Source organism: Cognatundibacterium luofuense (assembly GCF_018139685.1).
In the GTDB taxonomy this organism is placed as follows: domain Bacteria; phylum Pseudomonadota; class Gammaproteobacteria; order Burkholderiales; family Burkholderiaceae_D; genus Undibacterium; species Undibacterium luofuense.
The window spans coordinates 60,453-83,625 of record NZ_JAGSPN010000009.1; the positions used below are offsets into that span (position 1 = coordinate 60,453).

At 50.8% G+C, this 23,173-nt stretch carries 23 protein-coding genes and 4 tRNA genes; 14 read left to right on the forward strand and 13 right to left on the reverse strand.

The window, feature by feature from the left end; genetic code table 11:
- Positions 1 to 5 precede the first annotated feature (5 nt).
- The 11 genes from hisS to KDM89_RS12685 all read left to right on the forward strand — a co-directional run bounded on the left by hisS (position 6) and on the right by KDM89_RS12685 (position 11,321).
- The gene (hisS, locus tag KDM89_RS12635) at positions 6 to 1,355 is read left to right on the forward strand and encodes a histidine--tRNA ligase (RefSeq protein WP_212688286.1); all 1,350 of its coding nucleotides are present in this window, start codon (positions 6 to 8) and stop codon (positions 1,353 to 1,355) included.
- Positions 1,356 to 1,366: 11 nt separating this feature from the next.
- Complete coding sequence (locus tag KDM89_RS12640; RefSeq protein ID WP_212688287.1) at positions 1,367 to 2,011, forward strand: YfgM family protein; 645 nt, start codon at positions 1,367 to 1,369, stop codon at positions 2,009 to 2,011.
- Positions 2,012 to 2,024: 13 nt separating this feature from the next.
- Positions 2,025 to 3,170, forward strand: coding sequence for an outer membrane protein assembly factor BamB (gene bamB / locus KDM89_RS12645; RefSeq protein WP_212688288.1), 1,146 nt, complete (start codon positions 2,025 to 2,027; stop codon positions 3,168 to 3,170).
- Positions 3,171 to 3,187: 17 nt separating this feature from the next.
- Positions 3,188 to 4,537 carry a ribosome biogenesis GTPase Der gene (der, locus tag KDM89_RS12650; RefSeq protein ID WP_212688289.1) on the forward strand — a complete coding sequence of 450 codons (1,350 nt, stop codon included), beginning with the start codon at positions 3,188 to 3,190 and terminating at the stop codon, positions 4,535 to 4,537.
- Between the two features lie 99 nt (positions 4,538 to 4,636).
- Positions 4,637 to 4,873 (forward strand): RNA chaperone Hfq, encoded by a 237-nt coding sequence (gene hfq / locus KDM89_RS12655; protein WP_212688290.1) that lies wholly within the window; start codon positions 4,637 to 4,639, stop codon positions 4,871 to 4,873.
- Between the two features lie 36 nt (positions 4,874 to 4,909).
- A complete protein-coding gene (hflX, locus tag KDM89_RS12660) occupies positions 4,910 to 6,037 on the forward strand; it encodes a GTPase HflX (protein WP_212688291.1) in 1,128 nt (375 codons plus the stop codon).
- A 23-nt stretch (positions 6,038 to 6,060) separates the two neighbouring features.
- On the forward strand, positions 6,061 to 7,311 hold the full coding sequence (gene hflK / locus KDM89_RS12665) for an FtsH protease activity modulator HflK (protein WP_212688292.1): 1,251 nt from the start codon (positions 6,061 to 6,063) through the stop codon (positions 7,309 to 7,311).
- Entirely contained in the window at positions 7,311 to 8,201 is an 891-nt protein-coding gene (gene hflC, locus KDM89_RS12670; protein WP_212688293.1) for a protease modulator HflC, read from the forward strand. The genes hflK and hflC overlap by 1 nt, the downstream gene beginning before the upstream one ends.
- 84 nt (positions 8,202 to 8,285) lie before the next feature.
- Positions 8,286 to 9,437, forward strand: coding sequence for an ATP phosphoribosyltransferase regulatory subunit (locus tag KDM89_RS12675; RefSeq protein WP_212688294.1), 1,152 nt, complete (start codon positions 8,286 to 8,288; stop codon positions 9,435 to 9,437).
- A gap of 3 nt (positions 9,438 to 9,440) precedes the next feature.
- Positions 9,441 to 10,754, forward strand: a complete 1,314-nt coding sequence (locus KDM89_RS12680; protein WP_212688295.1) for an adenylosuccinate synthase — start codon at positions 9,441 to 9,443, stop codon at positions 10,752 to 10,754.
- Positions 10,755 to 10,781: 27 nt separating this feature from the next.
- Positions 10,782 to 11,321 (forward strand): phosphoribosyltransferase, encoded by a 540-nt coding sequence (locus tag KDM89_RS12685; protein WP_189358042.1) that lies wholly within the window; start codon positions 10,782 to 10,784, stop codon positions 11,319 to 11,321.
- Between the two features lie 112 nt (positions 11,322 to 11,433).
- On the opposite strand, the gene KDM89_RS12690 is transcribed toward KDM89_RS12685, so the two are convergent.
- The 5 genes from KDM89_RS12690 to KDM89_RS12710 all read right to left on the reverse strand — a co-directional run bounded on the left by KDM89_RS12690 (position 11,434) and on the right by KDM89_RS12710 (position 12,705).
- Positions 11,434 to 11,685 carry a hypothetical protein gene (locus KDM89_RS12690; protein WP_212688296.1) on the reverse strand — a complete coding sequence of 84 codons (252 nt, stop codon included), beginning with the start codon at positions 11,683 to 11,685 and terminating at the stop codon, positions 11,434 to 11,436.
- 123 nt (positions 11,686 to 11,808) lie between these two features.
- Positions 11,809 to 11,893 (reverse strand) — tRNA-Leu (locus KDM89_RS12695).
- A gap of 185 nt (positions 11,894 to 12,078) precedes the next feature.
- A tRNA-Leu gene (locus KDM89_RS12700) sits at positions 12,079 to 12,163 on the reverse strand.
- Between the two features lie 186 nt (positions 12,164 to 12,349).
- A tRNA-Leu gene (locus KDM89_RS12705) sits at positions 12,350 to 12,434 on the reverse strand.
- A 186-nt stretch (positions 12,435 to 12,620) separates the two neighbouring features.
- Positions 12,621 to 12,705 (reverse strand) — tRNA-Leu (locus tag KDM89_RS12710).
- A 290-nt stretch (positions 12,706 to 12,995) separates the two neighbouring features.
- Between KDM89_RS12710 and rnr the strand changes: the two genes are divergently transcribed.
- The 3 genes from rnr to cysE all read left to right on the forward strand — a co-directional run bounded on the left by rnr (position 12,996) and on the right by cysE (position 17,081).
- On the forward strand, positions 12,996 to 15,467 hold the full coding sequence (rnr, locus tag KDM89_RS12715; RefSeq protein ID WP_212688297.1) for a ribonuclease R: 2,472 nt from the start codon (positions 12,996 to 12,998) through the stop codon (positions 15,465 to 15,467).
- 53 nt (positions 15,468 to 15,520) lie between these two features.
- Positions 15,521 to 16,252, forward strand: a complete 732-nt coding sequence (rlmB, locus tag KDM89_RS12720) for a 23S rRNA (guanosine(2251)-2'-O)-methyltransferase RlmB (protein WP_212688298.1) — start codon at positions 15,521 to 15,523, stop codon at positions 16,250 to 16,252.
- Positions 16,253 to 16,334: 82 nt separating this feature from the next.
- Positions 16,335 to 17,081, forward strand: a complete 747-nt coding sequence (gene cysE / locus KDM89_RS12725; protein ID WP_212688405.1) for a serine O-acetyltransferase — start codon at positions 16,335 to 16,337, stop codon at positions 17,079 to 17,081.
- Positions 17,082 to 17,320: 239 nt separating this feature from the next.
- Here cysE and KDM89_RS12730 read toward each other — a convergent pair whose 3' ends face one another.
- The 8 genes from KDM89_RS12730 to fliL are packed head-to-tail and all read right to left on the reverse strand — an operon-like array spanning position 17,321 to position 23,087.
- A complete protein-coding gene (locus KDM89_RS12730) occupies positions 17,321 to 18,859 on the reverse strand; it encodes an NAD(P)H-hydrate dehydratase (RefSeq protein ID WP_212688299.1) in 1,539 nt (512 codons plus the stop codon).
- A gap of 12 nt (positions 18,860 to 18,871) precedes the next feature.
- On the reverse strand, positions 18,872 to 19,681 hold the full coding sequence (fliR, locus tag KDM89_RS12735) for a flagellar biosynthetic protein FliR (protein ID WP_212688300.1): 810 nt from the start codon (positions 19,679 to 19,681) through the stop codon (positions 18,872 to 18,874).
- Between the two features lie 6 nt (positions 19,682 to 19,687).
- A complete protein-coding gene (gene fliQ, locus KDM89_RS12740) occupies positions 19,688 to 19,957 on the reverse strand; it encodes a flagellar biosynthesis protein FliQ (RefSeq protein ID WP_212688301.1) in 270 nt (89 codons plus the stop codon).
- An 8-nt stretch (positions 19,958 to 19,965) separates the two neighbouring features.
- Positions 19,966 to 20,718, reverse strand: a complete 753-nt coding sequence (gene fliP, locus KDM89_RS12745; RefSeq protein ID WP_438947520.1) for a flagellar type III secretion system pore protein FliP — start codon at positions 20,716 to 20,718, stop codon at positions 19,966 to 19,968.
- On the reverse strand, positions 20,715 to 21,152 hold the full coding sequence (gene fliO, locus KDM89_RS12750) for a flagellar biosynthetic protein FliO (RefSeq protein ID WP_212688302.1): 438 nt from the start codon (positions 21,150 to 21,152) through the stop codon (positions 20,715 to 20,717). The genes fliP and fliO overlap by 4 nt, the downstream gene beginning before the upstream one ends.
- Positions 21,149 to 21,580, reverse strand: coding sequence for a flagellar motor switch protein FliN (gene fliN / locus KDM89_RS12755; RefSeq protein WP_212688303.1), 432 nt, complete (start codon positions 21,578 to 21,580; stop codon positions 21,149 to 21,151). Before fliN ends, fliO begins: the two co-directional genes overlap by 4 nt.
- Positions 21,573 to 22,574 (reverse strand): flagellar motor switch protein FliM, encoded by a 1,002-nt coding sequence (gene fliM, locus KDM89_RS12760; protein ID WP_212688304.1) that lies wholly within the window; start codon positions 22,572 to 22,574, stop codon positions 21,573 to 21,575. The genes fliN and fliM overlap by 8 nt, the downstream gene beginning before the upstream one ends.
- Positions 22,575 to 22,577: 3 nt before the next feature.
- Positions 22,578 to 23,087, reverse strand: a complete 510-nt coding sequence (gene fliL, locus KDM89_RS12765) for a flagellar basal body-associated protein FliL (RefSeq protein ID WP_212688305.1) — start codon at positions 23,085 to 23,087, stop codon at positions 22,578 to 22,580.
- Positions 23,088 to 23,173 lie beyond the last annotated feature (86 nt).

Here is a 23,173-nt window from a genome sequence, read left to right on the forward strand (position 1 = left end):
GTGATATGTCAGAGAAAAAAATAGAAAAAATTGTTGGTGTAAAAGGAATGAACGATATGCTCCCAAGTGATGCACCACTTTGGGAGATATTGGAAAACACGGTTCAGTCAGTGTTAAAAGCTTATGGATTTCAGCAAATCCGGACGCCAATTGTAGAGCCAACGGGCTTATTTGCTCGTGGTTTAGGCGAAGTCACCGATATCGTTGAAAAGGAAATGTATTCGTTTCAGGACTCTCTGAACGGAGATCAATTGACATTGCGTCCCGAAGGAACCGCAGGCGTGGTTCGCGCTGCAATTGAGCATAACCTCGTTTACGACGGCCCAAAGCGTTTATGGTACGTCGGTCCTATGTTTCGACATGAAAAACCACAGCGTGGTCGGTATCGGCAGTTTCATCAGTTTGGGGTAGAGGCTCTGGGTTTCTCTGGCCCGGATATAGATGCCGAAATGATTTTAATGTGTCAGCGCTTGTGGGACGATCTGGGGCTTCAGAATATTCGTCTTGAAATTAACTCCATTGGTGATGCCGAAGAGCGCAATCGTCATCGCGCAGCGTTGATTGAATATTTCGAAAAACACGCCGAGCAGCTTGACGAGGATGCAAAGCGACGTCTGTACTCTAATCCATTGCGGATTTTAGATACCAAAAATCCTTCTATGCAGGAGTTGGTAAATGCAGCGCCAAAACTGATGGAATATCTCGGCGAAGAGTCTATGACGCACTTCAACGGCGTGCAGGCTATTTTGAACGCAAATAATGTACCATTTAAGATCAATGCTCGTCTCGTACGCGGTATGGATTACTATAACCGCACAGTGTTTGAATGGGTGACTGATGAATTGGGCGCTCAGGGTACTGTATGTGGAGGAGGTCGCTATGACTCATTGTTCTCGACATTCGGTGGTAAATTTACGCCCGCATGCGGCTTTGCGATGGGCATAGAGCGCTTACTGGAATTGTTGAAAATTTCTGCGGACATGCCAGCAAGTGCTGAGTGTGATGTTTACCTTGTACACCAATCCGACGTAGCGCAGTTGCAGGCAATTATTGCAGCGGAACGCATGCGTGATGCGGGCATTAACGCTATTGTGCATTGCTCAACGGCTAATGGCCGTGGAAGCTTTAAGTCCCAGATGAAGAAGGCGGATAGCAGTGGAGCGACATACGCTGTAATTATCGGTGAAGATGAGCTTGCTTCCGGGAATCTGACTGTTAAAGCACTCAGGGCGGAGAATCCTGAAACTAATCAGATTTCAGTCAGTGCAGAAACTATCGTGGATTATCTTATTGAACAGCTCACAGAAGCAGGAGACGATTGCTGTGATGATCCTGACCACATTCACTTACATTAATAGAAAAAGATATGGCATACGATTTAGAAGAACAGGAACAACTGGCTAATCTTAAAGCTGTCTGGAAACAATACGGAAATATTGCTACCTGGGTACTGATTGCTGGTTTGGGTTCATATGCTGGCTGGAGTTACTGGAATTCTTTTCAACAGTCGAAATCTTCCGAAGCGTCTGTTTTGTTTGAGGAGCTGAATAAGGCAGTTTCTGCCAAAGATGATAAGCAGGTGCAGAGAGTGGCAGTCGATCTGAAGGACCGATTTCCATCCAGCCATTATGTTGAAATGGCTGCTTTGATTGCAGCGAAGTCTGCCTATGACTCCGGTGACATCAAGCATGCAAAAGAATTACTGGCATCAGTGGTTACTGCTTCAAAAAATGAAGAGTATCGCGCGCTGGCAAAGATTCGGCTTTCTGGGTTATTGCTTGACGAAAAGTTGATTGATGAGGCGAATAAACTGATCGATTCGGAATTTCCCGAAGAATTTTTGGCTGATCAGGCTGATCGTAGAGGTGATATTCTGATAGCACAGGGTAAGATTGATGAGGCCCGCAAGGCTTATCAGACAGCACTCGAAAAAATGAAAGATAAAGCTGCCGGAAAACCGTTGGTCCAGATTAAACTGGATGCGATCGGTGGTTCTGCAGATAAATCTTAATTGGAAACTTTCTATGCGTTTGCTCGTTCAAATTGTCCCATTGGTTGTTGTATTGGCTTTGTCAGGCTGTTCTTCCTGGAATCCGTTTTCGAAGGCTGAGTCAAAAAAACCAGCTGAGCTGGTTGAAGTTAAGTCAAGCATGGCTGTGAAACAGCAATGGTCGTTATCGGTTGGTCGCAGCGAAAATTATTTTTTTGTACCGGCTATTGATGGAACGTCGGGTTTTGCGGCGGCTGCCGATGGCAGTATTCTGAAGTTCGATGTTGCAACCGGTCGGCAGCTTTGGAAAGTAAGTGCAGGTTCCCGCCTTACGGCAGGTATCGCTGCGGGCAATGGTTTGTTAGTTGTCGCTGGCGAGAAGGGTAAGATTTTCGGATTTTCATCCGTTGACGGTACTGCAAAATGGTCTGTCTCGGAATCAAGTGAGATTCTTGCGATCCCCCTTGTTTCTTCCAGTACGGTGATTCTCAGAACCAACGAGAATAAAATCATTGCACTTGATGCGACAAGTGGCGCCAGGAAATGGATTGTGGAAAGACCTTTGCCGAGCCTAACTCTCCGTGCAGCTTCCGGAATGACGGTCGTTGGAGATGCTCTCATCGCTGCTTTGCCTGGTGGTAAGCTTGTTGCTGTTTCTCTTGGTAATGGAGCAATCAAATGGGAGGCTGTCGTTGGTGAGCCAAAAGGGGCGACGGAGCTGGAGCGTGTGGCAGATGTGATGGGAATCCCTTCTGTCGTAGGTAAGACCGTTTGTGCGGTTACTTATCAAGGGCGTGTAGGTTGCTTTGATATTCAGTCTGGGACTCAACGCTGGGTAAAGCCGGTTTCCAGTGAGGTTGGAGCAAGCGCAGATGAGCGGTTTGTTTTTGCAGCTGACGTTAATGGTGTTGTCACTGCATACGCCAAAGAGGGTGGGGCGAGTGCGTGGAAGAACGATAAACTACTATACCGTGGATTGAGTTCGCCAGTTTCCTTTGGCAACGTTGTTGCTATCGGTGATTTTGCGGGTTATATCCATTTTTTATCAAGAGAAGATGGCTCATTTGCGGCAAGATTACAGACCGATGGTAGTGCGGTTCTTGGTAATCCAGTTGTTGCAGGGTCGCGTTTGATTGTACAAACAAAAGGCGGATCAGTTGTATCTGTCGGAATTGAATAAGTATTTATAAGAATTATATGAAGCCGGTTATTGCACTTATTGGGCGACCAAATGTCGGAAAGTCTACGCTGTTTAATCGGCTTACCCGCTCACGTGATGCACTTGTTGCAGATTTACCTGGCTTAACCCGTGACAGGCACTACGGTGAAGGCAGAGTAGGTGATCGTCCGTTTCTGGTAATTGATACTGGTGGTTTTGAGCCTGTGGCAAAAGAAGGCATCGTTCATGAGATGGCGAAGCAAACCAAGCAGGCGGTCGCTGAAGCGGATGTTGTCGTATTCATTGTGGATGGACGTCAGGGCCTGACTCCGCATGATAAAACAATCACAGATTATTTGCGAAAAAGTAATCGTCCTGTGATGCTTGTGGTAAACAAAGCTGAAGGGATGAAATATACATCGGTTACTGCAGAATTTTATGAGCTCGGCATGGGGGATCCCTATGTTATTTCTGCTGCACATGGCGACGGTGTAAATGATCTGGTTCGGGAGGCAATTGACTTTGCCCTCAAGAACGGACCGGAACTGGAAGATGATGCTGAAGAGGATGAAAATCAACGAGGTGTAAGAATCGCTTTGGTTGGACGCCCGAATGTTGGTAAGTCTACCCTCGTTAATACCTTGCTAGGTGAGGAGCGCGTTATCGCGTTCGATATGCCCGGGACAACGCGTGATTCAATCGAGATTCCTTTCGAGCGTGATGGTAAGCCATATTCTTTGATTGACACAGCAGGTATTCGCAGGCGTGGTAAGGTTTTTGAAGCAATAGAAAAGTTTTCCGTCGTTAAGACTTTGCAATCTATTTCTGAGGCTAACGTCGTTGTGCTGATGCTTGATGCGCAGCAGGATATTTCTGAGCAGGATGCCCATATTGCCGGGTTTGTTCTTGAGTCTGGTCGTGCTCTGGTGGTTGCTATCAATAAGTGGGATGGTCTTGATGGTGATAAAAGGGATGAGATTAAAATTGATATTGAAAGAAAACTCAATTTTCTGACTTTTGCTAAATTTCATTTTATTTCAGCTTTAAAGTCGACCGGTATTGGGCCGCTTTTGAAATCGGTAGATTCTGCTTATGCGGCAGCAATGGCAAAATTGCCGACGCCCAAACTTACGCGTGCATTACAGGAAGCTGTTGAGCATCAGCAGCCAAAGCGTAAAGGCTCAATTCGTCCTAAAATGCGATATGCTCATCAAGGTGGTCAGAATCCGCCGGTCATCGTTATTCACGGGAATTCCTTGGAAGCCATCAGTGATAGCTATAAACGCTACCTTGAAAAGCATTTCCGTGATACCTTTTCATTAATTGGTACGCCGCTTCGTATTGAATTGCGGAACGGTAAAAATCCTTTTGACAAAGATCGAGACTGAGTTCTTTTGTAAAAATTAATAATAAGAGTCAATGCGCGGGTACTTGAATTTTTTAATAGTACCCCCAACTCCTGAACACAACTAAAAAATGGAGCTGATATGAGCAACAAAGGGCAACTGTTACAAGACCCATTCCTGAATGCACTGCGTAAAGAGCATATTCCTGTCTCGATTTACCTGGTGAATGGCATCAAATTACAGGGTCATATCGAATCGTTCGATCAGTATGTCGTATTGCTGCGTAACACTGTGACGCAAATGGTATATAAGCATGCAATTTCCACCGTCGTTCCTGCTCGTGCGGTAAATATTAATTCCGACGCTGAAGCTGAGTAAATTTGTGGCTATTGTTTTTCTTGAACACTTCCAAAAATGCGCGCAGTTTTAGTCGGTGTCGACTTTGGGGGTGTTGATTTTGCATCGAGTTTTGAGGAGCTCGTACTTCTTGCAAAATCGGCAGGTGTCAAAGATTATGATGCGGTTACCTGCAAACGATCAGGCCCTGACGCAGCACTTTATATAGGCTCAGGTAAAGCGCAGGAAGTGTCTGATTTGATTGTACTTTATCAGGCTGAAATCGCCATTTTTAATCATGCCTTATCGCCTGCGCAGCAAAGAAACCTTGAAAAAGTACTTAAGGTTAGGGTGGTTGACCGGATAAGCCTGATTCTGGATATTTTTGCGCAAAGAGCAAAAAGTCATGAGGGTAAGCTGCAGGTCGAATTGGCGCAGTTGCAGCACCTTGCGACGCGCCTTGTTCGTGGGTGGACTCATCTTGAACGTCAAAAAGGCGGTATTGGTTTGCGCGGGCCAGGTGAAACCCAGCTTGAAACCGATCGTCGGTTGCTCGGTGAACGCGTGAAAATGCTCAAGGCGCGCCTTGGGAAATTGCAGAAGCAACGTGAGACGCAGCGCAGAGCCCGGAATAAAAGCAATGGATTCACGGTTTCTATCGTTGGTTATACCAATGCAGGGAAGTCGACCCTGTTTAATGCATTGACGAAGGCTGGTGCTTACGCAGCTGACCAATTATTTGCTACTTTAGATACGACATCACGCCGCCTTTATCTCCCGGATGTCGGTAACGTCGTGCTCTCAGATACCGTCGGGTTTGTAAGGGAGCTGCCGCATCAGCTCGTAGCTGCTTTCCGGACAACGCTGGAAGAGACGATACATGCGGACTTGCTTTTGCATGTGATTGATGCTGCAAGCCCCACCCGTTCAGATCAGATCACTCAGGTAAACCATGTGTTGGCTGAAATTGGTGCAGAGTCCGTGCCGCAGCTTCTCGTTTATAACAAGATAGATATCTCTGGCGGCGAGCCGGAAGTCGTTTTGGATGAGTGTGGTAGAATCGCGCGCGTCATGGTGAGTGCCCGTACTGGTGATGGTTTGTCGGAATTACGCTCCGCCATCGCTGGCTTTGCAGTTGAAAAATATGCAGCTCAATCTGAGGATGTCCCAGATGACGAAGCTGATATTCGTTTTTTATCTCACTGAATTTACTTTGAAAAAGATTCAGCATGTTACCTTCGATTCGCAATAAACTCCGGGCGATCATGTCACTGAATGATCCTAAATGGGGTAATGACTCCCGTAACGGTGACAAGAAAAATGAAAATAAAAACGGCGATGCTCCGCCCGATCTGGATCAGATCTGGCGTGATGCAGTGCAGCGTTGGAATTCACTATTGTCAGGAAAGAATGGTTCTACTCCTCCCGCAGGCGGTTCTGATTCAGGGATGCGTGGTGCTGGTTTGATTGCGGCATTGATTGCAGGTTTATGGCTGGTCAGTGGTGTATTCATTGTGCAGGAAGGTCAGACTGCAGTGATCACCACTTTTGGGAAATTCACGGGAACGGCAAGTCCCGGCATGAACTGGCGTATTCCATACCCTGTGCAACAGCATGAAATCGTTAATTTATCCAAAGTCCGCACCATCGAGGTTGGATATCGCTCTTCTTCCAAGACGAAGCAGCCACGAGAGGCGCTGATGCTGACGGATGACGAAAACATCGTTGATGTGCAATTTGCTGTTCAGTACAAGCTGAAAAGTGCCTCGGAATTTTTATTTAATAACCGTGATCAGGATGAAGATCTGATCCGCCAGGTTGCTGAAACGGCTGTTCGTGAGGTTGTTGGTAAGAATAAGATGGACTTCGTTCTGTACGAGGGGCGGGACAAGGTTTCACTCGATGTTGCAGCGCTGATGCAACAAATTCTTGAGCGCTATCAGGCAGGTATTCTGGTAACGAATGTCACTATGCAGGGCGTACAACCTCCGGAGCAGGTGCAGGCTGCGTTCGATGATGCCGTAAAAGCAGGTCAGGATAAAGAGCGTCAAAAGAATGAGGGGCAGGCATACGCAAATGAGGTGATTCCTAAAGCAAAAGGCGAGGCATCCCGCATTGTTCAGGAAGCGGAGGGGTACCGTGCAAAAGTTGTTGCGAACGCTGAGGGTAATGCTTCACGCTTTAAGCAAGTACTGGCGGAGTACCAGAAAGCGCCTGCTGTCACACGCGATCGTATGTATCTCGAAACAATGCAACAGATTTTCGCAAGCACCAGTAAAGTCATGATGGATAGTAAATCGGGCAACAACATGGTTTACATCCCGCTGGACAAGATGTTGAGTGGTCAGGATGCGGCAACTTCCGCTAAATCTGCTGCTACAGCTATTCCAGGGGCTTCGCACGATGCTGTGCAGGGTGTTGAAATCAAAGCACCTAAAGATGTACGGGCACGTGATGTTCGCGAAAGAGAGGGGCGATAATGAATCGTATTATGGTTGTGTTATCCGGTTTTTTCCTTGCGCTGGTTGCATTGTCTTCGTCTGTGTTTATCGTTGATCAGAAGTCACATGCGATTGTTTTTTCGTTTGGTGAGGTGAAGTCGGTTGTCAGTGAACCCGGTTTGCACTTTAAATTGCCGCTGATTCAGAATGTGGTGTTTTTTGATAAACGTATTCTGACTATTGATTCCTCTGAGGCCGACCGCTTTATCACGGCGGAGAAGAAAAATATTCTGGTTGATTCTTACGTTAAATGGCGTATTTCTGATCCGAAAGTGTATTTCGTCAGCTTTGGTGATAAAAATCAGCGGGCAGAGGAGCGTCTTTCTCAGATTGTAAAAGCTGCACTGAATGAGGTGATTACCAAACACTCTATTCGTGATGTTATTTCGGGTGAGCGGGCGAAAGTCATGGATTCGATCAAAGCCCGCGTCACAGAAGATGCGCGTCAGATTGGCGTATCGATTATCGATGTCCGACTGAAACGCGTCGATTACGTTGAGCAAATCAATAACTCGGTTTACGATCGTATGCGCGCAGAGCGTACACGTGTTGCTAATGAGTTGCGTTCAACAGGTGCCGCAGAGTCTGAGCAAATTCGTGCAGATGCTGATCGTCAGCGTATGGTGATACTTGCGGATGCTAACCGCCAGTCTGAAGAAATTCGCGGTGCGGGTGATGCTGAAGCATCGCAGATCTACGCGCAGGCTTTCGGACAAAATCCGGAATTCTATAAGTTTTACAAAAGCTTAGAGGCTTACCGCGCGAGCTTTAAAAACAAATCAGATTTGCTGGTTGTTGATCCGGCTTCCGACTTCTTCCGTTATTTCAAAGGTAGTGGCGCTCCTGCTCAGCCAGCGAAGTCTAAGTAATATTCCCTGAATTTTTGATGTGGCGACCCGTACTTTGTATGGGTCGCTTTTTGATTGTGTTTTTCTGATTATTGGGTATTTGTCATGCCTACATGGCTGCTTCCTGAAAAAATTGCTGATGTGTTGCCGTCTGAGGCGCGAAAAATCGAAGAGCTGCGCCGTAGTTTTCTCGACAGATTCCGCGTCTATGGCTACGAAATGGTTGTGCCGCCAATGCTTGAGTATCTGGAGTCTCTGCTGACCGGTGCAGGTAAAGACATGGATCTGCGCACGTTCAAACTGGTTGATCAGGTGTCTGGCCGCAGTATGGGTATCCGTGCTGATATGACCACACAGGTTGCCCGGATTGATGCTCATTTGCTCAATCGTGCCAGCGTTACCAGACTCTGTTATGCAGGCAGTGTGTTGCAGACGGAGCCGTCAGGTTTGCATGCAACTCGCGAGCCATTTCAGATTGGTGCCGAAATTTACGGCCATGCCGGACTGGAAGCGGATGCTGAAATTCAGGAGTTGGTCTTATCCAGCCTTGAGCTGATAGGCATGAAGGCAGTCAGAATCGATCTTTGTCACGTCGGCGTGCTCAAAGCAATTTTGCAGCTGGATCCGGTAGCGAAGCGGGATGAAGATATTCTGTTCGCATTGCTGGAATCGAAGGATGTGCCGGAGTTGCAGGCAATTTCAGCTAATTATGAGCCTGTTGTGCGTGATGCACTGCTGGCCCTGCCGTCTTTGTATGGTGATCTGAGTGTGATAGAAAAAGCGGCGCAGATTCTGCCGCGTACGACAGGCATTCAGAATGCGTTGAACGACTTGCAATATCTGGGAGAAATTGCCGGAAAAGAGCATGTAACTGTCGATCTCTCGGACCTAAGAGGGTATCATTACCATAGTGGTGTGATGTTCAGTGTATTTGTGGACGGGTTGCCGAATGCTGTCGCCAGAGGTGGTCGTTATGATCAGGTTGGCGAGGCGTTCGGTCGCGCTCGTCCTGCAACCGGTTTTTCACTGGATTTGCGTGAGCTTGCGCGCCTGATGCCGGTTGCCGAAAGAAAACCTGCTATTCGTGCGCCCTGGGGTAACGATCCTGCACTGCGCTCCCGTATCCGCGAATTGCGCGATCAGGGTGAGATTGTCATTCAGGTCATGCCAGGGCACGAAAATGAGCAGGATGAATTCGAATGCAAACAAAGTCTTGTTTGCAGCGAAGGTCAATGGATTCTTCAAAATGTGGACTAAGTAATGTCAAACTCGAAAAATGCAAAAAACGTCGTCGTCATTGGTACCCAGTGGGGCGATGAAGGTAAAGGTAAGATTGTTGACTGGCTGACCGATCACGCAGAAGGCGTGGTTCGTTTTCAGGGTGGTCACAATGCGGGCCATACTCTGGTCATCGGTGGTCAGAAAACTGCGCTGCAGCTGATCCCTTCCGGTATTATGCGTCCGGGCGTGGCCTGCTACATCGGTAACGGTGTTGTGCTGTCTGTGCCTGATCTGATGCGTGAAATCGATAAGCTGGAAGCGAATGGCGTGGAAGTTGCTTCCCGTCTGAAGGTTTCTGAAGCCTGTCCTATCATTCTGCCTTACCACACCGCACTGGATGCGGCGCGTGAAGCAGCGCGTGGTGCAGCAAAGATCGGCACGACCGGTAAAGGTATTGGCCCGGCCTATGAAGATAAGGTAGCGCGTCGTGCGATCCGTGTTGCGGACTTGCTCAATGCAGAGCGTTTCGCTGAAAAGCTCAAAGAAAATCTGGATTATCACAACTTTGTGCTGACCAATTATCTGAAAGCCCCTGCGGTTGATTTCCAGAAAACACTGGATGACGCACTGGCGCTGGTTCCGCGTCTGCGCCCTATGGTGGCAGACGTTTCCAGTGCGCTGTATGGCGCGCACAAAAACGGCTCTAACCTGCTGTTTGAAGGCGCGCAAGGTAGCTTGCTGGACGTTGATCACGGTACATACCCGTTTGTTACTTCTAGTAACTGCGTTGCAGGTAATGCCGCAGCTGGTGCCGGCGTTGGCCCGAACATGCTGCATTACATTATGGGTATCACCAAAGCTTACACAACACGTGTTGGCTCCGGTCCTTTCCCGTCTGAGCTGCCAACTGATCAGGGTGTTGGTCATCATCTGGCCAGTGTTGGCCATGAATTCGGTACAGTAACCGGTCGTGCACGTCGCTGTGGCTGGTTTGATGCTGCGCTGCTGCGTCGTTCGGTACAGATTAATGGTGTTACCGGCATGTGTCTGACAAAACTGGACGTCCTGGATGGTCTGGAAACACTGAAACTGTGTACCGGTTACACCGTGGATGGTCAGTCGGTAGATATTTTCCCGGTCGGTGCTGAAGAGGCTTCCCGCTGCGTAGCGGTGTATGAAGAGATGCCTGGCTGGACAGATACAACTGTGGGCGCAAAATCCATGGAAGATCTGCCACTGAATGCGCGTAACTACATCAAGCGTATTGAAGAACTGGTTGGTGTACCTGTTGATATGGTATCCACTGGCCCGGATCGCGAAGAAACCATTGTTCTCCGCCATCCGTTTAACTAATAAGAAACAAGGAAAGATGAAATTGTTATGAGCTTACCAGACTCGACTGACAAGCATTTATGGGTATCCTGGGAGTCGTATAATCGCTCCATCGAGCAGCTTGCACTCAAAGTGCACGAGTCGGGCTGGCAGTTTGATCAAGTATTGTGCCTGGCACGCGGCGGCCTGCGTCCGGGTGATGTGTTCTCCCGTATTTTTGACGTGCCTCTGGCAATTTTGTCGACCAGCTCTTACCGCGCAGAAGCCGGTACCGTGCAGGGCGATTTAGACATCAGTAAACATATCTCCATGAGCAAAGGCAGCCTGCAGGGTCGCATTCTGGTCGTGGATGATCTGGTGGACTCCGGTGTCACGCTGGAGCGTGTACTGAAGCATTTGCGTGAAAACTATCAGGGCGTCACAGAAGTGAAGTCTGCGGTAATCTGGTACAAAGCCTGCTCTACGGTAGAGCCGGAGTATTATCTGGACTACCTGCCGACGAATCCGTGGATTCACCAGCCATTCGAAGAGTACGACAGTATTCGCCCGAATCAACTGGCTGCCTGGATTAAAAAAGGCGAGCAATAATCTGCCTTGTTGCTACCCGGTAGTTGCTGAAAGACTGAAACACCATTGCGCTGATGTGCAATGGTGTTTTTTTATCGGCGTAAGCATTGGGCTGTGGATGTATGGTTTTGCGTCAGTACCAGACGGGGCCTGCTTGTTGCGGGAGATGCAGGACTTCGGGGTACTGAAAAAGGGCTGAAAACACCTCAAATACGGCGTTCTGCATAGCGATCTGGCGGTCGTCGGCAGAAAGTCTGGTTCTCAGAAAATGGCCGAAGCGGATTTCAGCATAATCTGTAATTGATGACTTGAATCTGTTTGATGCATGCGTTGTCGAGTTGAGTGACAGAGCTTGATGGAAGTTGCCGTCAGTGAGACTGCTCATCAGCCGTGGATTGTGGAATGTAACGCGGTTGATATTTGCGTGGAGGCAGGAAGTGATTGCCGGTAATGCCCGACGCAGAAAGCGAAAAACCCGGTTAATTTGCATTAACCGGGTTTTGAATTTTGGTGCCCACGGAGGGACTCGAACCCCCACACCTCGCGGCACATGGACCTGAACCATGCGCGTCTACCAATTCCGCCACGTGGGCGACAGAAGACACAGATTATAGGGGAGGCTGAAGTAAAAAGCAAGATGCACTAAGCTTGCGCGGTAGTGAAGTGGTTTAATGATTTTGTGGCTGACGTTTGTGTTGAGGCGGGAAGTTATTGCCGGTAATGCCTGATGCGGAAAGCGAAAAACCCGGTTAATTTGTATTAACCGGGTTTTGAATTTTGGTGCCCACGGAGGGACTCGAACCCCCACACCTCGCGGCACATGGACCTGAACCATGCGCGTCTACCAATTCCGCCACGTGGGCGACAGAAGACGTGGATTATAGGGGAGGTCGTGGTAAAAAGCAAGATGCGCCAGGCTTGTGCGACTTTGGTGTGCTTTATCAGATTACGGCTAGCATTTGCGTTGGTGCAAAGCGGTGATTGTTGAGAAATATCTGGCTCGGAAAGCGAAAAACCCGGTTAATTTACATTAACCGGGTTTTGAATTTTGGTGCCCACGGAGGGACTCGAACCCCCACACCTCGCGGCACATGGACCTGAACCATGCGCGTCTACCAATTCCGCCACGTGGGCGACAGAAGACCTAGATTATATGGGAGGCTGGCGTAAAAAGCAAGAAGCGCTGCGCTTGCCCGATGTTGAGGTGGGTTAATGAGCTTTCGGCTGACGTTTGTGCGGAAGCAGGGGGGGGATTGCTGCTAATGCCTGAAGCAGAAAACGAGAAACCCGGTTAATTTGCATTAACCGGGTTTTGAATTTTGGTGCCCACGGAGGGACTCGAACCCCCACACCTCGCGGCACATGGACCTGAACCATGCGCGTCTACCAATTCCGCCACGTGGGCGACAGAAGGCATGCATAATAGCGGGTGCTATACGGAAAAGCAAGTGAAAAACGTCCAAAGTGTCCTGGAATGATAAATTTCCTTGCTAAATCAAGGTATTGGCGAACGAATGTGTTAGCACTTCAGAGCATGCTCCGTTAAACTAACGAAGTTTTATAAATTGCTCAGCCAGGAGATTTGCTCAGGCTGATGATCAGTCGCCATCCTTGCAACAGAAATGCATACGCGAGTGCCGGATTTTCTGAAGAAAGCCGGATAAAACAACCTGATTAATTACAGAAAAGTATTCATTGAAAATATACGCATATCAAATACCAAGCCGTGAAGAGATTCTCGGCGTATTTCGCCAAACGCAGCAAGCATTAAGCCTTGCAGATCTGGGGCTTGCTCTGAACGTCAAACCCGAGGAGTTAGATGGCATGTCAAAACGACTAAGCGCGATGGAACGTGATGGCCAGGTGCGACAAGACCGCCGTGGCCAGTTCAAACTGACTTCTCAGGATCACTTAATTTCCGGCCGGGTCAGCAGTCATCGCGAAGGTTACGGATTTTTGACGCCGGATGACGGTAGTGCCGATCTGTTCCTGCCGGAACGCGAAATGCAAAAGGTATTGCACGGCGACCGCGTGATGGCGCGTGTTGCAGGTGCGGATAAAAAAGGGCGTCTCGAAGGTTCTATCGTTGAAGTGACCGAACGCGCCAATACCCACGTGGTTGGCCGTCTGCTGCAGGAAAACGGTGTCTGGCTGGTGGTGCCGGAAGACAAGCGCTTCCAGCACGATATTCTGCTGGCAGAAACGCCGGCAAAAAATCTGGCCGGACAAATTGTCAGCGTTGAATTGCTGGAACAGCCAAGCCGTTACGCGCAACCGGTCGGCAAAATTGCTGAAGTGCTGGGCGGTATTGATGATCCCGGTATGGAAATCGAAATTGCAGTACGCAAATTCGGCGTGCCGCATGTGTTTTCCGATGCAGCGCTGGATGCCGCCGCAAAACTGCCGGGCACCGTACAAAAGAAAGATTTAAAAGACCGTGTTGATCTGCGCGATATTCCGCTGGTCACGATTGATGGCGAAGATGCGCGTGACTTTGACGATGCTGTTTATTGCGAACCGGTGAAACTGGGTCGTAACAAGGCTTACCGTTTGCTGGTAGCGATTGCCGACGTCAGCCATTATGTGAAGCCGGGGCAGCCGCTGGACCGCGATGCCTTGCTGCGCAGCACTTCTGTGTATTTTCCGCGCCGTGTGATTCCTATGCTGCCGGAAAAACTGTCGAATGGTCTGTGTTCGCTGAATCCGGATGTGGAACGTTTAACGCTGGTCTGTGACATGGTGATCACCAAAGACGGTGAGATGCACGGATATCAGTTCTATCCGGCAGTGATCCATTCCGCAGCACGTCTGACCTACACCGAAGTTGCGGCGATTCTGGGTAACACTAAAGGCCCTGAAGCGGCCAAACGTTCTGCGATCGTGCCGCATTTGCAGCACTTGTATGAAGTATTCCAGGTCCTGCTGAAATCGCGTCAGGCACGCGGTGCGATTGACTTTGATACGACCGAAACCTATATCGTCTGCAACAGCGGTGGCAAGATCGAGAAGATTATTCCGCGCGTTCGTAACGATGCGCATCGTCTGATTGAAGAATGTATGCTGGCGGCGAACGTTTGCGCTGCTGATTTGCTGCAAACCTACAAGCATCTTGGTGTGTACCGCGTTCACTCCGGCCCGACCAAAGAAAAACTGACCACTTTGCGCAATTATCTGCGTCAGGTCGGTTTGTCGTTGCCGGGTGGTGATAGTCCGCAAGCTTCGGATTACGCCGAGCTGCGCAACAAGATCAAAGGCCGCCCGGACGAGCAATTGCTGCAAACCATGTTGCTGCGTTCTATGCAGCAAGCGATGTACAGTCCCGACAATCTGGGTCACTTTGGTCTGGCGTATGAGGCGTATACCCACTTCACATCGCCGATCCGCCGTTATCCGGATTTGCTGACACACCGCGCCATCAAAGCGATTATCGCTGGTGAAACCTATAGGCCGACCGGGATTGATCTGAGCCTGCTGAATACCACAGTGCCGGTTGGCAAGAATTCGCGCAATGCCAAAGCGCCGGTGAAGCCGGAGAAAAAGCCGAAAAAAGGCCCGCCGGATGATCTGGAAATGTGGGAATTGCTGGGTCTGCATTGCTCATCGAATGAGCGTCGTGCCGATGAAGCATCGCGTGATGTCGAAAACTGGCTGAAGTGCTACTACATGCGCAATCGCCTTGGTGAAGAATTTCAGGGCACGATTACCGGTGTTACCCAGTTCGGTATTTTTGTGCAGCTGGATGAAATTTTTGTCGAAGGCATGGTGCATATCACAGAGCTGGGTGCGGATTACTTCCAGTTCGATGAAGCCCGCCATGAATTACGCGGCGAACGCACAGGCAAGCGTTATCAGCTGATGGATAAAGTGCAGATTCAGATCAGTCGTGTGGATCTGGACTCGCGCCGTATCGATCTGGCACTGGCCGGTGCCAGCGCAGCGGCCGTTGGTCGTCGCGGCGAACGCCGTCCTGAAAAGAAACGCGCGGACGAAAATGAAGGCTGGTTTGTTCCGAACAAACAAAAAGCCCAGACGCCGAAAAAAGCTGCAGTCGCAGCACCGGCAGAAAAATCCCGCCCTGCCAAGGGCAAAGCACCGGCTTCACCGGTCAGTAAGAAAAAAGCAGTGGCACGTTCATCCTCTGCAAAAAGTGGCCGCAAACGCCGCTGATCCTCTTTGCGCGGTGGCATGGATGCCACCGCCAGTCTTAAGAAAGTATTGTCATGAAAAGTAAATTTACCTTCGGCTTTCACGCCGTCACCTCCCGTATTCGCTTCGAAGCGTCGTCTGTGGATGAGTTATACATTGATGCTGAACGTCACGACCGCCGCATGAGCGATTTGCTGCAGGTGGCAAAAGCCGCCGGTGTGCGCGTGATTCATGCTGACGATCAGCGTTTGTCCGCCATGGTCGGTACCCGTCGTCATCAGGGCGTGGTCATCAAAGCAGCGCCGGTATCGCTGGCGCGCACGCTGGACGAATTGCTGGACGCAGTCGAAGGCCCGCCATTGCTGCTGGTACTGGATGGCATTACCGATCCGCACAATCTGGGTGCCTGTCTGCGTGTGGCAGACGGCGCCGGTGCACATGCGGTGATCGCACCGAAAGACCGTGCAGTCGGCCTGAACGCAACCGCCGCCAAAGTCGCCAGCGGTGCAGCAGAAACCATGCCTTACATCACCGTTACCAATCTGGCACGTACCCTGCGCGAACTGAAAGAGCGCGATATCTACGTCGTTGGTACATCCGATGACGCAGAAAAAACCATTTACCAGGCTGACATGAAAATCGGTACTGCGCTGGTGATGGGCTCTGAAGGCGAGGGCATGCGCCGCCTGACCCGCGAAACCTGCGATTATCTGGTCAATATTCCGATGATGGGTTCGGTAGAAAGTCTGAACGTTTCCGTGGCTTCCGGCGTTTGCCTGTACGAAGCCCGTCGCCAGCGTCTGTAAGCGCCTGCCATGCATTCCGGCAGCAAAAACCGGAATGCATTACTATTGTCGTTTTCCGAATATCGAATTCCCTCTGTTTATGTTGTTCAGCCAATTGCGCGAAGATATCGCCAGCATCATTCAACGTGACCCCGCCGCCCGCAACGCCTGGGATGTGGTCACGTGTTACCCCGGCTTTCAGGCGATCCTGATGCACCGCTGGGCGAACTGGTGCTGGAAGCGTGGACTGAAATGGCTGGCACGTTTCATCTCGCATGTGGCGCGTGTGCTGACCGGTATCGAAATTCATCCGGGCGCAACCATTGGCCGCCGCGTATTTATCGATCACGGTTTCGGCGTGGTGATTGGTGAAACGGCGGAAGTCGGCGATGACTGCACGATTTATCAGGGCGTTACGCTCGGCGGTACCTCGCTGACACGCGGCGCGAAACGCCATCCGACGCTGGAATCCGGCGTTATTGTCGGTGCCGGTGCCAAAGTGCTGGGTGGCTTTACGGTCGGGCAGGGCGCGAAAATCGGCTCGAATTCCGTCGTGTTAAAACCCGTGCCTGCCGGTTGCACTGCCGTCGGTAATCCGGCGCATATCATCCGCAAAGAAACCGCCTCCGCCGACTCCGGCAGCGCGCAATTGTTTGCTGCTTACGGTGTAACGCAAAGCATTGACGATCCGGTCGCCAAGGTACTGCATAAACTGATCGATCACGCGGTTTCTCAGCAAGAGCAAATCGAAAAACTGACAGCGCTGATTGAGCAAGCCGGTATCCGCTGCGAAGAAATGCCCGCCTGCGAAAAGCTGAATATTGATCAGATCAACAGTCTGGTGGATTAAGTACCAGTCAGCTGAACCGATCAGCATCAAAATGAACGCCGTTCTCTTTTGGGAGAACGGCGTTTTTTTATGGCGGTTTTGTGGTTGGTGTCCGGACTTTTGCTGTAATATCCCGGAAAACCCCGAAAACACCCCAAATGCGGATTCCGGCACACCGATCCGGCGGTCGTCGGCAGAAAGTCTGGCTCTTGCAAATGATCAGATGATGATCATTGCACAACGATGTGCTACGGGCTGGCTTACAGCTGGCCCAGTGCGATGTGCTGGTTCAGGGCGCGGCGGATGGCGGGGATCAGTTCGCTGGCAGTTAGCCCGACGGGGCCGGTACCGTTGAGGCATAAATCATCGGCGGCGGTGCCGTGCAGCCAGCAGGCGAGGCAAGCTGCATCCCACGCTGCTAAGCCTTGCGCCAGCAATGCGCCGCACAGGCCGGCTAATACGTCGCCGGTCCCGCCGGTGGCCAGCGCAGGATTGCCGCTGGTGTTGATGCGGTACTGGGCGTTACCGGGCTGACACAGGACGCTACCTGCACCTTTCAGAATAATCACGGATTGATAGCGGTGCGCCAGTTCGCTGGCGGCGGCGATACGGTCTGCCTGCACTTCGGCGACAGTCCAGTTCAGCAGCCGTGCGGCTTCCAGCGGGTGCGGGGTCAGGATTTTTTCAGCGCTATGTTGTTGCAGCGCCGATTGCAGCTGCGCTTGTTGTGCCAGCAGATTCAATGCATCGGCATCCAGCACCATTGGCCGGTTGGCAGCGATGAGGCGTGCCAGTTCGTGACTGGCGGTTTCTGACTGGCCTAATCCGGGACCGGCGACAATGATTTCTTTGTGCGGTGTGTGCTTCATCAGCGGACGGCACATCAGTTCGGGGTGCAGAAAGTCTACTGCAATCGCTTCCAGCATGCCTGCGTACACTCGTCCTGCACCGCTGAACAGGGCGGTGCGGGCGGCCAGCAGCACTGCGCCGCTCATACCGGCAGCGCCGCCGGCAATCAGTACGTCACCGAAACTGCCTTTATGGCTGTTGCTGGCCCGTACCGGCATCGCAGGCAGGGTATTTGCGCAGTTCAGCACACCGGTTTCGCGGACGTCGGCAGAAACACTGGCTTCCAGAAAATCGATGATGACGTGTCCTGCATAGTCTTTGGCATCCGCGGTATGCAGGCCGGGCTTGTTGCCGAGGAAGCTGAGCGTGTGGCTGGCGCGTATGGCGATGCCTTGTTCACCGCCAATCACCGCGCCCGTATCAGCGTTCAGACCGCTCGGTACATCGAGCGCAATCACCGGTACTTTTTGCAGGGCGCTGGCGCGGTTGACGGCACGGATCAGTTCTGCGGCTAGGCCGCTGACCGGGCGGCTGAGTCCGATGCCGAACAGGCCGTCAATGATCAACTGATACGGAAAATATCCCGGTACGGCGGTCAGTTGCTCAGCCTGAATTCGCTTCGCCTGACTTTGTGCGCAACGTTGCCAGCTGGACTGACTGTCTGCCGACATGGTGTTTGACAGCAGCGCGCAGATATCCACGCTGTATCCGGCGCTGGCCAGTTGCGCGGCAACCAGCGCTGCATCGCCGCCGTTATTGCCCGGGCCTGCCAGTATCAGCACTGCACCGGGTTCCGGCATCAGCGTGGTAACCAGACGGGTAGCTGCTGCGGCAGCACGCTCCATCAGACTGGGTTCAGCGGAATCGGACGGATTCGCTGTTTCCATGGCCCGGATTGCCGACACCGGATAAAGACGCAAATGGGCAGCCGGAATCACAGGGTAGGGCATGGATATACTCCGTCAGGGTTTAGGAGGCGGTGGCTGATTGGCAATGCGCGGGTTGCCGCCATCGCTCATGTGGCTGAGACCGCTGCCGATCAGTTGCTGGATCGGCGTCGTCAGATACGGCATCAGCAGCGTCAGAACTAAAAAACCGACGCTGATCGTAATCGGAAAACCGATACCGAAAATATTCAATTGCGGCGCGGCACGCGTCAGAATGCCGAGTGCGATATTGGTGATCAGAAGGGACGCCACAATCGGTAATGATAATTTCACACCGGCGATGAAAATCTGTTCGCCCCAGATGGCAAGCCGGTAAAACGCAAAGCCCTGATGCACATCGGTGGTGACGGGGATTTTCTGGAAGCTTTCAACAATCGCCGTAATAATCGCGAGGTGGCCATCGGCAACGACAAACAGCAGGGTACTTGTCAGCACCATGAACTGGGAAATTGCCGAAGAGCGGCCGTGTGTTTGAGGATCAAAAAAAGTGGCGAAACCCAGCCCCATCGTCATACCCGCCACCTCACCAGCCATCTCAATGCCGGCGAAGACCAGGCGCATCACAAAGCCCATCGCCAGACCAATCACCAGTTGCTGCGCAGTGATCACCATACCGGACAGGGAAACCGGATCGACGGCAGGCATTTTTGGTAGCACTGGACTGACGACCATGGCGATAGAAACGCCAAGTAAAATTTTGACTTGCATCGGGATGGTGCTGTTGCCAATTGGCGGTGCAACAGCAAATACGCCCAGAATACGCGTCAGAGGCCACAGGAAACCTGTGACCAGTTCAATCAGCATCTGACTGGAAAAGCTGATCATGTCGCTTTAGCCAGCCATCGTTGCGATGTTGGTGAACATCTGGCGCATGTAATCCAGCAGGATGGTCAGCATCCACGGTCCGGCAATAATCAGCGTCAGAAAAATTGCCAGCAGCTTTGGAATGAAGGACAGGGTGGTTTCATTGATCTGGGTTGCTGCCTGAAAAATACTGACGATCAGACCGACTGCCAGCGCCACCAGCAGCAGCGGCGCAGACACCATCAGCATCACTTCCATTGCCTGGCGTCCCATGTTCATGACGGTATCCGGAGTCATGTCACACCTCAGTAAAAGCTTTGCGCCAGCGAGCCGATCAGTAACTGCCAGCCATCCACCAGTACAAATAACATCAGCTTAAACGGCAGCGACACAATCGAAGGCGAAACCATCATCATACCCATCGACATCAGTACACTGGCGACCACCATATCAATAATCAGAAACGGAATAAAAATCGCAAAGCTGATCTGAAAAGCGGTTTTCAGTTCGCTGGTGACAAAAGCCGGTACCAGAATTCGCAGCGGTACTTGTTCCGGCCCTTGTAATGCCGGTGTGCCGGACAATTTGACGTACAGCGCCAGATCACTTTGCCGGGTTTGCCGCATCATGAATTCTTTTAACGGCATCGCCCCTTTTTCCATGGCCTCAGTCATGGTGATTTTATTTTCTGAAAATGGCTGATACGCATCGGTATAGATTTTGTCGAATACCGGCCCCATCACAAAAAATGTCAGAAACAGTGCCAAACCAACCAGTACCTGATTTGGTGGCGCAGACTGTGTACCCAGTGCCTGACGTAGCAACGACAGCACGATGATGATGCGGGTAAAGCCAGTCATCATCAGCACCGCTGCCGGAATAAAACCCAGCGCTGTCAGAAACAGCAGCGTTTGAATACTGAGCGAATAATTTTGTCCGCCACCACCGGCAGGGGTGGATGTGATCGCAGGCAGTGCCTGTGCAAATGCAGTTTCCGGCAGCAGCATTGCAGCAAATGCAGTGCATGCCAATAAGCAGGAGGTCAGTACAGGCTTCATGCATTGCTCCCTGTATTCTGTGATTCTGCACGTTTGGCAATTTTGGACTGCAGCCAGCTTTGAAATACCGTGCCGGCTACCGGCGTGCCGTTTTGCAGTAAATGTTCCTGACGGGGCATGCTTTCCAGACGCGAAATGCCGGATGGTGTGACGCCAAGAATCAGCCACTGGTCGCCAACTTCCACCACCGTGATTTTTTCGCGCTGTCCAAGGTGCAGGCTGCCTATAATTTTCATGCCTAACTGCTGTTGCCCCTGCATTGGCGCGACCCGCTTCATGACCCATGCCAGTGCCAGCATCAGCGCAATCACAAACAATAATGCGAGCATGATTTGCAGAAAACCAGTGGCCGGTGTGCTGACTGCTTCAGCAGCAAAAACGGACTGGCAGGTGAATGCCAGTCCGCTCAATATAATTAATTTATTCGATTTCATCGGTTGAGTTTACGTATCCGTTCCGCCGGCGTAATGATATCAGTCAGACGTATACCGAATTTGTCATTCACCACAACAACCTCACCCTGTGCAATCAGACAGCCGTTGACTAATACGTCCATCGGTTCACCGGCCAGACCATCCAGTTCAACGACCGACCCCTGTGCCAGTTGCAGCAGATTTTTAATCGCAATTTTGGTACGGCCCAGTTCAACGGTCAGTTGAACCGGAATATCCATAATGAAGTCGATATCGTTCTGCGTTTCCGCATGCACAGACTTCGCGCTGAAATCCTGAAACAGGGCGGCAGCTGGTTCTGATTTTGGTGAGGAAGCGGCGGCAGCAGCGGCAGCTGCCTCTGCACGTTCCTGTTCCGCAATGGCGGCGCCCCAATCATCGTCCGAGATTGTATCTCCGCTTTCATCCATGATTCTCTCCTTGTATAACTTCCTGCACGCTGGAACTCAGTAATTTATCGACTTTCAGCGCATACTGTCCGTTGGATACACCGTACTGGCATTCCAGCACAGGCGTGCCATCCACCTTGGCGGTAATAATTTCCGGCACATGTACCGGAATGATGTCGCCAACCTTCATGTTCAGCAAATCACCCAGTGTGACACGCGCCGTACCGAAGTCCGCAATCATTTCCACTTCCGCAATCTGAATCTGTTGCGTCATCAGGCGCACCCAGCGTTTATCCACTTCCAGTGTCTCACCCTGCAGGCTGCTGGTCAGCAAATCGCGGATTGGTTCAATCATCGAGTAGGGCATGCAGATATGCATTTCGCCACTGACTGGCCCGAGTTCGATGGTGAAAGTGGTGGATACAACGACTTCGTTTGGTGTCGCAATATTCGCAAACTGCGTATTCATTTCTGAACGGATATATTCAAATTCGATCGGATATACCGGTTCCCAGGATTTTGAATACGTTTCAAACAGGATTTCCAGAATACGATGAATAATCCGCTGTTCTGTCTGGGTGAAATCACGGCCTTCCACACGGGTGTGAAAGCGTCCGTCACCGCCGAACAGATTATCGACCAGCAAAAACACCAGCCCCGGATCCATGACAATCAGGGCTGTGCCGCGCAGCGGCTTCATGTGTACCAGATTCAGATTGGTCGGAACGACCAGATTCCGGATGAATTCGCTGTATTTGGAAACGCGTACGGTGCCAACGGAAACTTCAGCACTGCGACGTAAAAAGTTGAATAAGCCAATGCGCACCAAACGGGCAAAACGCTCGTTGATGATTTCCAGCGTTGGCATACGGCCACGGACAATCCTCTCCTGCGTGGCGAGGTTATACGGACGAACGCCGGAGTTATCCTCCTGAGACATTGCGTCATCGGTATCCCCGGTAACACCTTTCAGAAGGGCATCGACTTCTTCCTGCGAGAGAAAATTGTCAGACATGGCTTATTGAACTACAAAAGAGGTGAAATACACACCGGTGACTTTCTGGTGATCACCTTTCGGCACAAACGGATCAGAAACTTTTTCAATAATTTCTTCAACCAGTTTATCTTTTCCTTCCTGCGATAAAACATCGTCAGCCTGTTTGCTGGACAGCAAAAGAATGATGCGGCTCTTTACCTGCGGCATATTATTTTTAATGGCGCTAGCCTGATCTTCACCTTCTACTTCCAGACTCATGGTGACTTGCAGATATTTATCACCGTCACCAGATTGCAGGTTAACTGTGAACGGATCGAGATTGACAAATACCTTAGGCTTTGCAACTTCTTCTTTGTGTTCAGCTTCTTTTTTACCGCCTTTTTTCATCAGAAAAAAAGCCGCGCCACCGCCACCAGCACCCAGCACCACCAGTGCTGCGGCAATGATGATGATCAGTTTCTTTTTCGATTTTCCCGCGCCCGCAGGTGCTTCTTCAGCGCCTTTCGCAGCTTTGGCAGGTGCCTTTGCCATGATATTCCTTTCTTTGCTCGTCAGAGCCAGTTCAGATAGTGTAGTTGATCATCCGGTGAAACAGTGCGTGGAAAAACGCAGTAAAC

Bases quoted from the DNA above. Each gene is read 5' to 3' on its own strand.
- fliN (WP_212688303.1), bottom strand. From the start codon at position 21,580: ATGGATGAAAGCGGAGATACAATCTCGGACGATGATTGGGGCGCCGCC.
- bamB (WP_212688288.1), top strand. From the start codon at position 2,025: ATGCGTTTGCTCGTTCAAATTGTCCCATTGGTTGTTGTATTGGCTTTG.
- hflX (WP_212688291.1), top strand. From the start codon at position 4,910: ATGCGCGCAGTTTTAGTCGGTGTCGACTTTGGGGGTGTTGATTTTGCA.
- fliM (WP_212688304.1), bottom strand. From the start codon at position 22,574: ATGTCTGACAATTTTCTCTCGCAGGAAGAAGTCGATGCCCTTCTGAAA.
- KDM89_RS12685 (WP_189358042.1), top strand. From the start codon at position 10,782: ATGAGCTTACCAGACTCGACTGACAAGCATTTATGGGTATCCTGGGAG.
- KDM89_RS12675 (WP_212688294.1), top strand. From the start codon at position 8,286: ATGCCTACATGGCTGCTTCCTGAAAAAATTGCTGATGTGTTGCCGTCT.
- fliP (WP_438947520.1), bottom strand. From the start codon at position 20,718: ATGAAGCCTGTACTGACCTCCTGCTTATTGGCATGCACTGCATTTGCT.
- fliQ (WP_212688301.1), bottom strand. From the start codon at position 19,957: ATGACTCCGGATACCGTCATGAACATGGGACGCCAGGCAATGGAAGTG.
- KDM89_RS12640 (WP_212688287.1), top strand. From the start codon at position 1,367: ATGGCATACGATTTAGAAGAACAGGAACAACTGGCTAATCTTAAAGCT.
- rlmB (WP_212688298.1), top strand. From the start codon at position 15,521: ATGAAAAGTAAATTTACCTTCGGCTTTCACGCCGTCACCTCCCGTATT.
- hfq (WP_212688290.1), top strand. From the start codon at position 4,637: ATGAGCAACAAAGGGCAACTGTTACAAGACCCATTCCTGAATGCACTG.
- fliR (WP_212688300.1), bottom strand. From the start codon at position 19,681: ATGATCAGCTTTTCCAGTCAGATGCTGATTGAACTGGTCACAGGTTTC.
- fliO (WP_212688302.1), bottom strand. From the start codon at position 21,152: ATGAAATCGAATAAATTAATTATATTGAGCGGACTGGCATTCACCTGC.
- KDM89_RS12690 (WP_212688296.1), bottom strand. From the start codon at position 11,685: ATGAGCAGTCTCACTGACGGCAACTTCCATCAAGCTCTGTCACTCAAC.
- fliL (WP_212688305.1), bottom strand. From the start codon at position 23,087: ATGGCAAAGGCACCTGCCAAAGCTGCGAAAGGCGCTGAAGAAGCACCT.
- KDM89_RS12730 (WP_212688299.1), bottom strand. From the start codon at position 18,859: ATGCCCTACCCTGTGATTCCGGCTGCCCATTTGCGTCTTTATCCGGTG.
- KDM89_RS12680 (WP_212688295.1), top strand. From the start codon at position 9,441: ATGTCAAACTCGAAAAATGCAAAAAACGTCGTCGTCATTGGTACCCAG.
- hisS (WP_212688286.1), top strand. From the start codon at position 6: ATGTCAGAGAAAAAAATAGAAAAAATTGTTGGTGTAAAAGGAATGAAC.
- hflK (WP_212688292.1), top strand. From the start codon at position 6,061: ATGTTACCTTCGATTCGCAATAAACTCCGGGCGATCATGTCACTGAAT.
- der (WP_212688289.1), top strand. From the start codon at position 3,188: ATGAAGCCGGTTATTGCACTTATTGGGCGACCAAATGTCGGAAAGTCT.
- hflC (WP_212688293.1), top strand. From the start codon at position 7,311: ATGAATCGTATTATGGTTGTGTTATCCGGTTTTTTCCTTGCGCTGGTT.